General features: G+C 65.7%; 15 protein-coding genes and 1 riboswitch. Of the genes, 6 read left to right on the forward strand and 9 right to left on the reverse strand.

Features of this window, described 5'->3' with window-relative positions; genetic code table 11:
- Positions 1 to 27: 27 nt before the first annotated feature.
- The 3 genes from OHS03_RS26490 to OHS03_RS26500 form a co-directional block, all read right to left on the reverse strand.
- Positions 28 to 639 carry an FMN reductase gene (locus OHS03_RS26490; RefSeq protein WP_328657827.1) on the reverse strand — a complete coding sequence of 204 codons (612 nt, stop codon included), beginning with the start codon at positions 637 to 639 and terminating at the stop codon, positions 28 to 30.
- A complete protein-coding gene (locus tag OHS03_RS26495) occupies positions 636 to 1,727 on the reverse strand; it encodes an LLM class flavin-dependent oxidoreductase (RefSeq protein ID WP_056814995.1) in 1,092 nt (363 codons plus the stop codon). The genes OHS03_RS26490 and OHS03_RS26495 overlap by 4 nt, the downstream gene beginning before the upstream one ends.
- A gap of 77 nt (positions 1,728 to 1,804) precedes the next feature.
- Positions 1,805 to 2,563, reverse strand: coding sequence for an HAD-IIA family hydrolase (locus OHS03_RS26500; RefSeq protein ID WP_371852038.1), 759 nt, complete (start codon positions 2,561 to 2,563; stop codon positions 1,805 to 1,807).
- Positions 2,564 to 2,722: 159 nt separating this feature from the next.
- Between OHS03_RS26500 and fgd the strand changes: the two genes are divergently transcribed.
- On the forward strand, positions 2,723 to 3,733 hold the full coding sequence (gene fgd, locus OHS03_RS26505) for a glucose-6-phosphate dehydrogenase (coenzyme-F420) (RefSeq protein ID WP_328657829.1): 1,011 nt from the start codon (positions 2,723 to 2,725) through the stop codon (positions 3,731 to 3,733).
- A 99-nt stretch (positions 3,734 to 3,832) separates the two neighbouring features.
- Positions 3,833 to 4,180 carry a hypothetical protein gene (locus OHS03_RS26510; protein ID WP_328657831.1) on the forward strand — a complete coding sequence of 116 codons (348 nt, stop codon included), beginning with the start codon at positions 3,833 to 3,835 and terminating at the stop codon, positions 4,178 to 4,180.
- Between the two features lie 192 nt (positions 4,181 to 4,372).
- Here OHS03_RS26510 and OHS03_RS26515 read toward each other — a convergent pair whose 3' ends face one another.
- The 5 genes from OHS03_RS26515 to OHS03_RS26535 form a co-directional block, all read right to left on the reverse strand.
- Positions 4,373 to 4,810, reverse strand: coding sequence for a hypothetical protein (locus OHS03_RS26515; RefSeq protein WP_328657833.1), 438 nt, complete (start codon positions 4,808 to 4,810; stop codon positions 4,373 to 4,375).
- Positions 4,811 to 4,952: 142 nt separating this feature from the next.
- Entirely contained in the window at positions 4,953 to 5,486 is a 534-nt protein-coding gene (locus OHS03_RS26520) for an STM3941 family protein (protein ID WP_328657835.1), read from the reverse strand.
- Between the two features lie 52 nt (positions 5,487 to 5,538).
- Positions 5,539 to 6,747, reverse strand: coding sequence for an O-succinylhomoserine sulfhydrylase (locus OHS03_RS26525; RefSeq protein WP_328657837.1), 1,209 nt, complete (start codon positions 6,745 to 6,747; stop codon positions 5,539 to 5,541).
- 10 nt (positions 6,748 to 6,757) lie between these two features.
- Positions 6,758 to 7,174, reverse strand: coding sequence for a rhodanese-like domain-containing protein (locus OHS03_RS26530; RefSeq protein WP_301903931.1), 417 nt, complete (start codon positions 7,172 to 7,174; stop codon positions 6,758 to 6,760).
- 17 nt (positions 7,175 to 7,191) lie between these two features.
- Positions 7,192 to 7,311: riboswitch (SAM riboswitch) on the reverse strand.
- Positions 7,312 to 7,356: 45 nt separating this feature from the next.
- Positions 7,357 to 7,773 (reverse strand): Rv0361 family membrane protein, encoded by a 417-nt coding sequence (locus OHS03_RS26535; RefSeq protein ID WP_328657838.1) that lies wholly within the window; start codon positions 7,771 to 7,773, stop codon positions 7,357 to 7,359.
- 172 nt (positions 7,774 to 7,945) lie between these two features.
- On the opposite strand from OHS03_RS26535, the gene OHS03_RS26540 reads away from it, so the two are divergent.
- From OHS03_RS26540 to OHS03_RS26550, 3 genes are all read left to right on the forward strand, one after another.
- Positions 7,946 to 9,169, forward strand: coding sequence for an RNA-guided endonuclease InsQ/TnpB family protein (locus OHS03_RS26540; protein WP_328657840.1), 1,224 nt, complete (start codon positions 7,946 to 7,948; stop codon positions 9,167 to 9,169).
- Between the two features lie 191 nt (positions 9,170 to 9,360).
- Entirely contained in the window at positions 9,361 to 10,749 is a 1,389-nt protein-coding gene (locus tag OHS03_RS26545; RefSeq protein ID WP_328657842.1) for an FAD-dependent oxidoreductase, read from the forward strand.
- Positions 10,750 to 10,785: 36 nt separating this feature from the next.
- Positions 10,786 to 11,634 (forward strand): amidohydrolase family protein, encoded by an 849-nt coding sequence (locus OHS03_RS26550; protein WP_328657843.1) that lies wholly within the window; start codon positions 10,786 to 10,788, stop codon positions 11,632 to 11,634.
- A 1-nt stretch (position 11,635) separates the two neighbouring features.
- On the opposite strand, the gene OHS03_RS26555 is transcribed toward OHS03_RS26550, so the two are convergent.
- The gene (locus tag OHS03_RS26555; RefSeq protein ID WP_328664408.1) at positions 11,636 to 12,118 is read right to left on the reverse strand and encodes a DUF456 domain-containing protein; all 483 of its coding nucleotides are present in this window, start codon (positions 12,116 to 12,118) and stop codon (positions 11,636 to 11,638) included.
- 128 nt (positions 12,119 to 12,246) lie between these two features.
- Between OHS03_RS26555 and OHS03_RS26560 the strand changes: the two genes are divergently transcribed.
- Positions 12,247 to 13,344 (forward strand): CaiB/BaiF CoA transferase family protein, encoded by a 1,098-nt coding sequence (locus OHS03_RS26560; RefSeq protein ID WP_056823339.1) that lies wholly within the window; start codon positions 12,247 to 12,249, stop codon positions 13,342 to 13,344.
- The last annotated feature ends 56 nt before the right edge of the window (positions 13,345 to 13,400 follow it).

The raw sequence follows: 13,400 nt of genomic DNA on the forward strand, positions 1-13,400 counted from the left end.
AGTGTGCTCCTTCTGAATGGGTGTGGATCAGTGGGGAAGATTTGCCGCGAGTAGGTCTTCGAACGGGGTCGTGTCGAGATAGGGATCGGTCGGTCGGGTTGCCGTCCTGCCGAGTAGCAAGGCGCTGAATTCACCTGCGGCACGGTCTATTCGGTTGTTCAGCGCCTGGTCGGCGCCGTTGGCGCCCCAATCGGTCGAGGCCGCGTACACCGCGGTGGGCACGACGATCGAGCGCAGATAGGCGAACAGCGGACGCACCGCGTGCTCGAGCGCGAGGGAGTGCCGTTCGGTGCCGCCGGTAGCGCCGGCCAGCACCGGCATCGCGGCCAGCGAATCCGGTTCCAGCACATCGAAGAACGTCTTGAACAGACCGCTGTAGGAGGCGCTGAAAATCGGGGTGACGGCGATCAGACCGTCGGCGGTGACGACCTTGTCGATCGCCGCCCGCAGCGACGGGGCGGGGAACCCGGTGAGCAGGTTGTCGGCCAGCTCACGGGCGTGATCACGCAGGTCGATGAAGTCCAGCTCCGCCTCGCCGCCCAGTTCTCGTGCCGTCGCGGCGGCCAGCCGGTCGGCCAGCAGTCGGGTGGACGAGGGCTGTGACAGCCCGGCCGACACCACGGCGATGCGGGTGGTCATGCGGTCAACTCCTTCGTTCGTGCGGCGGCCAACAGCGATGCATGGGTGGGCGCGTCGGGTACCTGCGCGGGACGTCGGGCCGCGAATTCCTTGCGCAGCACCGGAATCACCTCCTCGCCGAGCAGGTCGAGCTGCTCGAGCACCGTCTTCAACGGCAGTCCGGCATGGTCGACCAGGAACAGCTGGCGCTGGTAGTCGCCGAAGTGCTCGCGGAAGGTGAGCGTCTTCTCGATGACCTGCTCCGGGCTGCCCACGGTGAGCGGGGTCTGCTCGGTGAACTCCTCCAGCGACGGTCCGTGTCCGTAGACGGGCGCGTTGTCGAAGTAGGGGCGGAACTCGCGGACCGCGTCCTGAGAGTTCTTGCGCAGGAACACTTGTCCGCCGAGTCCGACGATGGCCTGGTCGGCACTGCCGTGGCCGTAGTGCTCGTAGCGACGGCGGTACAGGTCGATCAGCCGCTTGAAGTGGTCAGTAGGCCAGAAGATGTGGTTGGCGAAGAAGCCGTCGCCGTAGTAGGCGGCCTGTTCGGCGATCTCCGGGCTACGAATCGACCCGTGCCAGACGAACGGCGGCACGTCGTCGAGCGGACGCGGGGTCGAGGTGAACGATTGCAGCGGCGTACGGAACTTGCCTTCCCAGTTCACGACGTCTTCGCGCCACAGCCGGTGCAGCAGTGCGTAGTTCTCGATGGCCAGGGGGATGCCGTCACGGATGTCCTTGCCGAACCACGGATAGACCGGGCCGGTGTTGCCGCGGCCGAGCATCAGGTCCACCCGGCCGTCGGCCAGGTGCTGCAGCATCGCGAAGTCCTCGGCGATCTTGACCGGGTCGTTCGTGGTGATCAGCGTGGTGGAGGTGGACAGCAAGATGTTGTCGGTACGCCCGGCGATATAGCCGAGCATCGTGGTCGGCGAGGACGGCACGAAGGGTCGATTGTGGTGCTCGCCCATCGCGAACACATCCAGACCCACTTCCTCGGCCTTCTGCGCGATCGCGACCATCGCCTTGATCCGCTCGGCCTCGGTGGGGGTGCGGCCGGTGGTGGGATCGGTGGTCACATCGCCGACGCTGAAGATTCCGAACTGCACGGGCCCTCCTTTGGTTGCCATGGCAACTATAACCAGCGGAGGGGGAACCTTATTCCGATGAGTCGCAGGTCACATGATCAGGCGGAGAACGGGCGGCGGGTCCGGCCGATCAGGTCGGCCACCGAGTCGACCACCATGGTCGGCCGGAACGGGTAGGCCTCCACCGAGGACTCGGTCGAGATGCCGGAGGTCACCAGCACCGTGCGCAGACCTGCCTCCAGCCCCGCGATCACATCGGTGTCCATCCGGTCGCCGATCATCACCGTCGACTGCGAATGCGCGCCGATCTGGCGCAGCGCCGAGCGCATCATCAGCGGGTTCGGCTTGCCGACGTAGTACGGCTCCTTACCGGTGGCCCTGGTGATCAGGGCCGCGACCGAACCGGTGGCGGGCAGGACGCCGTCGCGGGAGGGGCCCGTGGCGTCGGGGTTGGTGGCGATGAACTTGGCGCCCCGATCGACCAGGCGGATCGCGGTGGTGATGGCCTCGAAGGAGTAGGTGCGGGTCTCGCCGAGCACCACGTAGTCGGGATCGCTGTCGGTGAGCACGTAGCCGATCTCGTGCAGCGCGGTGGTGAGGCCGGATTCGCCGACCACATACGCGGTGCCGTTGGGGCGCTGGTCGGCGAGGAACGTCGCCGTGGCCAGCGCCGAGGTCCAGATCGACTCCTCGGGAATGTCGAGACCGGTGTGGCGCAGGCGGGCCTGCAGGTCGCGCGGGGTGCGGATCGAGTTATTGGTGAGCACGAGGAACGGGATCTCGTTGGCGCGCAGTTCGGCGAGGAACTCGTCGGCGCCGGGGATCAGCTGATCCTCGTGCACCAGCACGCCGTCCATGTCGGTGAGGTACGACAAGATCTGCTCATCCTTGGTGGTCACTAGTTAATTGTCCGCTAAAACTCGGCATGGTGGGTGACGAAACAGCGTGGGCGCGGATGACCGACCGCGCGCTAGTGTCGTGATGGCAGGGGTCAACGGACGACAGGAGTGGCTGGAATGGTTGAGCTCAAGCTCGGGTACAAGGCATCGGCAGAGCAGTTCGGGCCGCGAGAGCTGGTCGAACTCGGCGTCGCCGCCGAGCAGCACGGCCTCGACAGCGCGACCGTGAGTGACCACTTCCAGCCGTGGCGCCACGACGGCGGCCACGCCCCGTTCTCGCTGGCCTGGCTGGCGGCCGTCGGCGAGCGCACCGAGCGCATCCAGCTCGGCACCTCGGTCCTCACCCCGACCTTCCGCTACAACCCGGCCGTAATCGCCCAGGCCTTCGCCACGCTGGGCTGCCTGTACCCGAACCGGGTGATGCTCGGAGTCGGCACCGGTGAGGCGCTCAACGAGATCGCCACCGGTTACAAGGGCGAATGGCCCGACTTCAAGGAGCGTTTCGCGCGTCTGCGTGAAGCGGTGAAGATGATGCGCGAACTGTGGACCGGCGATCGCGTCGATTTCGAGGGCGAGTACTACCACACCGTCGGCGCGTCCATCTACGACGTTCCCAAGGGCGGCATCCCCGTCTACATCGCCGCAGGCGGCCCGGTGGTGGCCAGGTACGCCGGTCGCGCGGGCGACGGCTTCATCTGCACCTCGGGCAAGGGCATGGACCTCTACACCGAGAAGCTGCTGCCCGCGGTCACCGAAGGCGCCGAGAAGGTCGAGCGCGATGTCGCCGAGATCGACAAGATGATCGAGATCAAGATCTCCTACGACACCGATCCCGAACTGGCCCTGCAGAACACCCGCTTCTGGGCCCCCCTCTCACTGACCCCCGAACAGAAGCACGACATCACCGACCCCATCGAAATGGAGAAGGCCGCCGACGCCCTCCCGATCGAACAGGTCGCCAAGCGCTGGATCGTCGCCAGCGACCCCGACGAAGCCGTCGCCAAGATCAAGCCCTACCTCGACGCCGGCCTCAACCACCTGGTCTTCCACGCCCCCGGTCATGACCAACTCCGCTTCCTCGACCTCTTCAAGCGAGATCTGGCCCCGCGTTTGCGCGCGCTGGGCTGAGACCGGCCTGTTCAGATCCCTGGCCGGGCGCCATTAACAGCGCCCGGCCAGATGTCGATCCATGGTGACGAACACCGGAACGACACAAGGAAATGAACCATGGGATTGTGGATCGGTAGCCCCGCGCTGAACGCCTCCGAGAACGTCGTCTGGCAGAAGCTCGCCAATCGAACACAGGGCGGCAGGGCCGTCGGCGGACGCCTCCACCTGACCGAAACCCGACTGCTCTTCGTACCCAATCACCTCGATGCGATCACCGGCGGCAAGCGCTGGGAAGCGAGCCTGACCCAACTGCGCGCCGTCGGGCGGCAAAGCCCGGATGGCGGCCTGTTCAGCGGCGGCCTCCGCACACGTCTGCGCGTCGACACCGACGCCGGAACCGAACTTTTCGTCATCGATCCGCTCGACGAGGCGATCGCGATTCTGGACGCCGCGAAGACCCCGTGACGCCTAGGAGGCGACGAGGTAGTGAGACCAACTCCGATTCCTCGACCTCTCCGAGCGAGACCTGGCCCCGCGCCTGCGCACCCGGGCTGAGCACTCTGGCGCCCCGAAAGTCCCGCCCGGCCGGAAACACCCTGGCCGAACGCGTCCGCTTTCGGCCAGGTTTCGTGGGCTAGTTCTACGCTCAGGTGCGCGCTATTGCGGGATCGCATGCCATGGGACCCACGATGCCAACTCTGCTTCGTGTGACGGCGAGCCGTCCCATGGCCGCTTGTAGAATTCCTCGGCGAGGATTCCCGCATAGTTTTTCGAGCTGTTCTCGGGCGTCAGGTTCGACACATACAGGTCGGCGACCGGAAAATCGTAGGGCATCGTCTTGACCACGTGCGCAATCGCGGTCGCCGCAGGTCGCAGGTCATCCAGCTTGCCTTTGGAGTCGGCGACCGAGAGGTAGATGTTCACACCCAGGACGCCCTTCTCGTCGTTCTTGTTGATGCTCACGTTGTACAGGCAATAGCCCGCGGGCAACGAGTCAGCCTTTTCGATCGCTGCCCTGGTCTCGCGCTCGGACTCTTCGGTTTCCAGCTTCGCCGTCGTCACTTCGCACTGCTGCGAGTCGCTGTCCGCCGTCATGCACCCGGTCGCGATCATCGATGTCGCGGCAAGTGAGATTGCCGACCACAGTGCCCTTCTGAGCCGAGTAGGCGGTCGCGAATTGTTACCCATCAGTCCTCACCGTCCAGTTTCACTTCGTAGAAATCGGTTGTGCCCGTAGCTACGGGAGGATGATCAGGGTCGGTCGATAGTGGCGCATTGCGGTCAGTACCTGTTCCGCTGACGCGCCCAGCATCGATTCCGGCAGGTTCACTGCGCCGTAACCGAGCTTCTGATTCAGCTTGGCCAGCAGCCGAATTCGCCGGGAACTTCGCGCGAAGTATGCCTCCGGGTCGTGGAGGCCGAGCTGGACGTAGCGCACCTTGGACAGGGCCGAGGTTCGCTGGACGAATACGCGCGCGTAAGCCACTTCGTCCCAGGCGAACCGACCGGACTGGCGATGGTCCAGTCCATCGTCGGTCAATACCAGTTCCGGTCGACGCCAGATCAGTCGGCCGACGAAGACGAGCCCGGCGCCGAGTCCGAGCGGTATGCACAGCACCCCTGCGATGAGCGGCACCAACGGTGCATCATCGGACAACACGATCCAAACGCCGAGCGCGACGAACACGGCCGAAAGCGTGATCATCGCCATCGAACGCGGGATCGACGGGTAGTAGAACGTCGCAGGCTGCGCGACTCCCCCAGCAGTCATGCTCGCAGTGTAAATCCTTGACAGCGAACGACTTTGGTCGTCGAACCCGGAGCTAGCTCAGGGCGTGGTCGAGGTCGCCGAGGAGATCCTCGAGGTCTTCCAGGCCGACCGAGATGCGGACTACGCCGTCGGACAAGCCGATCGAGGCACGGCCTTCCGGGCCCATGGCTCGGTGGGTGGTGGTGGCGGGGTGGGTGATCATGGTTTTGGCGTCGCCGAGGTTGTTGGAGATGTCGATGATGCGGAGGCGGTTGAGGACCTCGAAGGCTCGCTTCTTGCCGTCGTCGCCGTTGAGGGCGAAGGTGACGACTGTGCCGCCGCCGGTCATCTGTTCCTTGGCGAGGGCGTGCTGTGGATGTGATTCCAGGAAGGGGTATTTCACCCAGTCGATCGAGTTCTTGGTCTCCAGGAACTCGGCCACTCGCAGGGCCGACTCGGTGGAGTGGCGGACGCGCAACGGCATGGTTTCCAGGCCTTTGAGCAAGGTCCAGGCGTTGAAGGGGCTCAAGGCCGGGCCCGTGTGGCGCATCAGGGTTTTGACGGGGCCGTCGATGTAGTCCTTGGCGCCGAGGATGGCGCCGCCGAGGACGCGGCCCTGGCCGTCGATGTGCTTGGTGCCGGAGTAGACGACCACATCGGCGCCGAGCTCGAAGCCGCGCTGGAGCAGGGGGGTGGCGAAGACGTTGTCCAGCACCACCTTCGCGCCCGCGGCGTGGGCGAGCTCGGTGACCTTGCGGACGTCGACGAGGGTCTGCATCGGGTTGGCGGGGGTCTCGAAGAAGACGGCCTGGGTGGGGACGGAGAGAGCCTGTTCCCACTGGTCGAGGTCGTCACCGTCGACGAAGATGGTTTCGATGCCCCAGCGCGGGAGGATCTCGTTGCAGACCACGAAACAGGAACCGAACAGGCTGCGGGCGGCGACGAGACGGTCGCCCGCCTTCAGCAGCGCGCCGAGCGCGGTGAACACCGCCGACATACCGGACGCGGTCGCGAAGGCCGCTTCGGCGCCGTCGAGCAGGCGGATGCGCTCCTCGAACATCGCCACGGTCGGGTTGCCGAAGCGGGAGTAGACGAAGTGCTCGACGTCGCCGGTGAACGCGGCTTCGGCGGCTTCGGCGTTCTCGTAGACGAAACCCGAGGTCAGATACAGCGCCTCGGACGTCTCGTCGAAACCGGAACGGCGCAGGCCACCGCGCACGCCGAGCGTGCCCGGACCGACGCCCTCTGGCAGTGGCTTGTCGAACGAACCACCGGTGATCATGCTTTTCTCCTTATGCCTGACGCCACGGCAGGCCGACGGCGCGCCAACCGGTGCTGCCGCGCTGACCGAACGCGTCGGGACCACCTTCGAAACCGTCGAGCACGTTGTAGGACGGTGCCACGCCCGCCGCCGTCGCCAGGTTCGCCGCGTGCGCGGAACGCTGGCCGGAGCGACACAGGAACACCACCGGTGCGTCGTCGGGGCGACCGGCGAGTGCCTTCTCCAGCTGCACGCCGAACTCCGGGTTGCGCGTGCCGGTGCCGTCGACCCATTCGATGAAATGGGCCGGGCGTTCGATGGAGCTGGTGTCGGGGATGCCGATGTTCGCCCACTCGCCTTCGGTGCGCACGTCGATCAGGACGGCGCCGGGGTGCTCGGTGAGCAGCTCCCACGCCTTCTCAGGGGTGATGTCGCCGGCGTAAGTCATGTCGATCCTCCTGCGTGAATCCGCTCTTGCCGTGCCGGAAGTCCCCGAACACACGGCCAGGTCGTCACCCGGAGCACCCCACCGCGGAGGAGGGTTGCCGACCAGCGAGCCGGGGCTTGACGCTGGCACTCATGACCTTGCGATCTGAGATTGCCTCGGCACAGGTCACCGTGTCAAACGATTCAGAAAGTGCACACCAGCCACGCGCCGTCGACGCTGGTCAGTTTCCAGTTGATCGTGGCCGGTTTGCCGTCGACCACCACGGTCGCGTCGATTTTCGCGCGGTCGCCGTTCACGGTCGCGTTCTCGAAACCCTTGCCGTCGATCGTGACAACCGATTTCGGGCCACCCAGCCGTTCGTCGAGGCCGGAGGACTCTTCGTCGAAGCCGGGGCAGGCCACACCGGTCGGCGGACGCAGATCGCTGCGCGAGCGGGCGTCGATATAGTTGGTGACAGCGGCCGCGAGACGGTCGGCCTCTGTGACATTTTTCTCAGCGGGCGAGAGCAGTCCGCCCGCCACGATGCCGATGAGCACGATGATCGCGATCACCGCGGCCGCGACGAACGGGACGATGGAACGCTTGTCGGTCTGATCCACCACTACGGGCTGGTCATCCGAGCCTGTTTGCTCCTCGTTCATTGGGTGCCGTAGCGCGGAAGCGCGGTCATCCATGACCGGCAGGAGCACGACAAGTTGATGCCTGGCGCGCCCAGCGCTACTCCTCCTTTCGGAAAGTCAGTTTACGAACAAGCATGTTAATTTGTGAGGCATGAGCGAGGTGGTGAAGCGGGCTTTCAAGTACCGGTTTCGCCCGACCCCGGAGCAAGCCGCTGAGTTGGAACGAACCTTCGGATGTGTACGCAAGGTATACAACCTCGCGCTCGAAGCCCGGACTGCCGCGTGGCAGCGGGGCGAGCGGGTCAACTACAACGCCACGTCGGCGATGCTGACCGAATGGAAACGCGGCGAAGACCTCGCCTACTTAGGTGAGGTTTCGTCGGTGCCGTTGCAGCAGTCGTTGCGGCACCTGCAAGCCGCGTTCGCCAGCTTTTGGGCCAAACGGGCGAGGTATCCGCGCTTCAAATCCCGTAAGAAGTCCAGGCCCAGTGCCGAGTACACCCGGTCAGGGTTCCGATGGAGTACCGGGAAACTGACCTTGGCGAAGATGAGCGAACCGCTCGATATCGTCTGGTCGCGCGGGCTGCCCGGCGATCCCTCCTCGGTGACGGTGTCGCGAGACGCGGCCGGGCGCTGGTTCGTGTCCTTGCTGTGCGAGGACCCCACGGTGGGATCGCTGCCTCGCACCGATCAGGTGGTCGGGATCGACGCCGGGCTGACTCATTTGCTCACCCTGTCGAGCGGCGAGAAGATCACCAACCCGCGCCACGAACGCGCTGACCGTGCCCGATTGGCGAAAGCTCAGCGCAACTTGTCCCGCAAGGAGAAGGGCTCAGCCAACCGAGCCAAGGCTCGGCGCAAAGTCGCTCGCGTCCACGCTCGCATCGCCGACCGCAGACGCGACTACCTGCACAAGATCACTACTCGGCTCGTGCGTGAGAACCAAACGCTCGTGATCGAGGACTTGACCGTCCGCAACATGATCCGAGATCACTCGCTCGCGCGAGCGATCTCGGATGCGTCGTGGTCGAATTTCCGGTCGATGCTGGAGTACAAAGCCAACTGGTACGGCCGCGAAGTGGTTGCAATAGATCGCTGGTATCCCTCGTCGAAGCTGTGCTCGGCGTGTGGTGTCCTGCGGAACAAGATGCCGCTCGAGGTGCGTGGATGGGTGTGTGGTTGCGGTGTCCGACATGATCGGGATGTGAACGCCGCGAAGAATATTTTGGCCGCCGGGCTGGCGGTGACAGTCTGTGGAGATGGTGTGAGACCTCAACGGAACCCTCCGGGCGGGCAGTCGTCGATGAAGCAGAAAACCCGACCCGCGAGGGTGGGGATCCCGGTTCTTCATGGCCAGGACGATGTCAAGCTGTAATCCTGACAGGAAAAACAACCGTGCGGGCAGCCACACCGCGCCCCTGGATGCCATATGCGTCGCAGCTAGAATCACACGTGATTGCGGCCTGCTGCCGCAACTCGGCAGCTGCCGGTAAGCCGAAACGGCGACTTAGCCTAAGCTAAGTTGACGCCGTCAAATCAGTTCTCGACCAAAGGGTGCGCGTAGAAATGACCGAACAGAGTGCAGCGACTCGCCCACTTCGCATTGCGATCGTGGGTGCGGGACCGGCCGGTATCTACGCCGCCGACGCGTTGATGAAGTCCGATGCCGACGTGAGCATCGACCTCTACGAGCGCATGCCCGCGCCCTTCGGCCTGATCCGCTACGGCGTCGCCCCCGACCACCCGCGCATCAAGGGCATCATCACCGCCCTGCACAAGGTCCTCGACAAGGACCAGGTCCGCCTGCTCGGCAACATCGACTACGGCACCGACATCACCCTCGACGACCTGCGCCAGTTCTACGACGCGGTCATCTTCTCCACCGGCGCCAACGCCGACCGCGCCCTGGCCATCCCCGGCATCGACCTCGACGGTTCCTACGGTGCCGCCGACTTCGTGTCCTGGTACGACGGCCACCCGGATGTCCCGCGTTCGTGGCCCCTCGAGGCCGAGAAGGTCGCCGTCCTCGGTGTCGGCAACGTCGCCCTCGACGTCGCGCGCGTGCTCGCCAAGACCGGTGACGAGCTGCTGCCGACCGAGATCCCGCCGAACGTCTACGAAGGCCTCAAGGGCAACAAGGCCATCGAGGTCCACGTGTTCGGTCGTCGTGGCCCCGCGCAGGCCAAGTTCACGCCCCTCGAGCTGCGCGAACTGGATCACTCGCCGACGATCGAGGTCATCGTCAACCCCGAAGACATCGACTACGACGAGGGCTCCGAAGCCGCGCGCCGTAACTCCAAGCAGGTCGACATGGTCGCCAACACCTTGGAGCAGTGGGCCATCCGCGATCACGGCGACCGCCCGCACAAGCTGTTCCTGCACTTCTTCGAATCGCCCTCGGAGATCCTCGGCGCCGACGGCAAGGTCGTCGGCCTGAAGACCGAACGCACCCAGCTCGACGGCACCGGCAACGTCAAGGGCACCGGCAACTTCACCGACTGGGACATCCAGGCCGTGTACCGCGCCGTCGGCTACCTCTCGCAGAACGTCACCCAGCTGCCGTTCGACGATCAGGCGGGCACGGTGCCCAACGAGGCAGGCCGCGTGATCTCCGACGACACCGCCGAGGGCGACGCCCGGTTCATGCCTGCCACCTACGTGACCGGCTGGATCAAGCGCGGCCCGGTCGGCCTCATCGGCCACACCAAGGGCGACGCCAACGAGACCATCGCCTGCCTGCTCGACGACGCCAAGGGCTTCGCCCCCGCGCCGAAGCCCGAGCTCGACGCCGTCACCGAGTTCCTCGAGGGCAAGGGCATCCCGTTCACCACCTGGGCGGGCTGGTACCGCCTCGACGCCCACGAGCGCGCCCTCGGCGAGCCCGAAGGCCGTGAGCGCGTGAAGGTCGTCGAGCGCGAGGACATGCTGCGCGCGTCCGAGCCGAACAAGGCCTGAGCTGCCGCCGCTCCCGAGATAGGGCATTCTGTACTGGTGTTCGATGCCCACGTCCACATCATCGATCCGCGGTTTCCGCTGATCGAGAACGAAGGCTATCTACCCGAGCCCTACGTGATCGATGACTATCGAAAGCGTATGGCGCACTTCGAGGTTCGCGGCGGTGCTGTCGTCAGCGCGTCTTTCCAAGGCGCTGATCAGACGTATCTGAAGGCAGCTCTGTCCGCGCTCGGTCCCGACTGGGTCGGCGTGACCCGTCTCGATCTCGATGCCACCGACGACGAGATCCTCGAGCTGGACCGAGCCGGCGTGCGGGCCCTGCGGTTCAATCTCAAGCGCGCCGCCGCCGACATCACCGAGATGACGTTGCAGGCGTTGCGCGCGCACGAACTGGTGGGTTGGCACGTCGAGCTCTACATCGACGGTCAGATGTTGGCCTCGCTGCAACCGGTGATCTCGAAACTGCCCGCGCTCTCGATCGACCATCTCGGTATGTCCGAGGAGGGTCTGCCGTACCTGCTCGACCTGGTCGACCGCGGCGCCAGGGTGAAGGCGACCGGGTTCGGGCGGGTCGAGATGGATGTGGCCGAGACCCTGCGTCGCATCCACACGGTCAACCCGGGTGCGTTGATGTTCGGCAGCGATCTGCCCGGCACGCGCGCCGGGAGACCGTTCGAGGAGCGCGATGTGGACCTGATCTGCCAGGTGGTCGGCGCGGATATGCACGCGGTCCTCGAGGACAACGCCCGCGAGTTCTACCGGCTGCCCGCGGTGCGCCGCGAACCGGTGCCGCTCCCGCGTGCCGAGAACCCGACCATTCCGATCCCGCGCAACCAACTGCCCGGTGCGGACGAGCACACCCGCCCGCTGCCGGTGATCGAATAGATCAGCTCACCATCGCGCCGGTGAGCCATACGCCGGCGGCGATCAGCGCGCCGAACAGCTCCACCAGCATCGACAGGCCGACGCCCTTGAGCGCGTGCACCGTCGCGGGCCACGCCAGGTCGTTGGTCTTCAAGCGGTACAGCTCGGCCAGGTAGACGCCGAGCACGAAGCCGATGAACAGGCCGACGATCGGGATCACGAAGAAGCCGACGATCCCGAGCACCCCTCCGACCAGCAGCGCACGGTTCGACACCCCGGCTTCGCGCATCCGCTTTCCCGGCCAGGTGTACTTCACGACGCCGGAGAGCACCAGCGCGACGGTCGCGACCGCGAGCACCGTCCAGGCCGTCGCGCCGCCGGTCATGAACGCCCACACCGCGATCGCCGCGAAGACGAGGATCACCCCCGGCAGAATCGGAACGATCACGCCGACGATGCCGACCAGAATGACGAGGCCGACAAGGACCTCACCCCACACGCCCACTACCGGGTCCTCCCGTTGCCGCGCCGAGTCGCGCTCGTGCGAATTCTCGCCCATGCTCTACTCGAGCCGCCACCCCAACGCTATTGTCAAAGTGTCAATACCGTTCGACAACGAACTGAGGTCACCGCGTGAGCACGGAGTCCACCGCCAAGCAGGGGCCCCTTGCGGGCATCAAGGTCATCGAGTTGGCAGGCATCGGGCCTGGCCCGCACGCCGCGCTACTACTGGCCGACCTCGGCGCCGACGTGGTGCGCGTGCAGCGCCCGAACCAGCTGCCCGGCTTCATGGAGCGCCCGCAGTGGCGTGGGCGAACGATCGTCGAGGCGAATCTGAAGGACCCCGCCGACGTCGCCAAGATCCTCGACCTGGTCGAGAAGGCCGACGTGCTGCTCGAGGGCTTCCGTCCCGGCGTCACCGAGCGCATGGGCCTCGGGCCCGATGATGTGCTGGCCCGCAACCCGCGCCTGGTGTACGGCCGGATGACCGGCTGGGGCCAGCACGGCCCGCTCGCCGATCGCGCGGGACACGACATCAACTACATCTCGCTCACCGGCGTGCTCAATGCCATCGGGCGCAAGGGCGAGCGGCCGGTACCGCCGCTGAACATGGTCGGCGACTTCGGCGGCGGCTCGATGTTCCTGGTGTTCGGCGTGCTCGCCGCGCTGGTGGAGCGGCAGAGTTCCGGCAAGGGCCAGGTGATCGACGCCGCGATGATCGATGGGGCGCTTTCCCTTTCGCACATGATCTGGGGCATGCGCGGGGTCGGCCTGTGGTCCGACGAGCGCGGCACCAATCTGCTCGATACCGGCATGGCGTTCTACGACACCTACGAGACCTCCGACGGCAAGTACATGGCCGTCGGCGCGATCGAGCCGCAGTTCTACGCCGAGCTGCTGGCGGGGCTGGAGATCGATCCCGAAGGTCTGCCGATGCAGATCGACCCGAACGGTCAGGAGCAGCTGCGCAAGTTGTTCACCGACAAGTTCCTGACGAAGACCCGCGACGAGTGGGCCGCGATCTTCGACGGCACCGACGCCTGCACCACGCCCGTGCTGACCTTCACCGAGGCCACCGAGAACCCGCATATCGTGGCCCGTACCGGCCTGATCGAGATCGACGGTGTGGTGCAGCACGCGCCGGCGCCGCGGTTCTCACGCACGCCGGGCGGCACGCCCACTCCCCCGCCGAACGTCGCGACACCGATCGAAACGGTCTGGGCTGACTGATTTGTCGGCCTGTCGTCGGTAAAGTTTTCCACTATCGACGACAGGCCGAGGATCCG

The sequence above is a fragment of the Nocardia salmonicida genome (assembly GCF_036142455.1).
GTDB lineage: Bacteria > Actinomycetota > Actinomycetes > Mycobacteriales > Mycobacteriaceae > Nocardia > Nocardia salmonicida.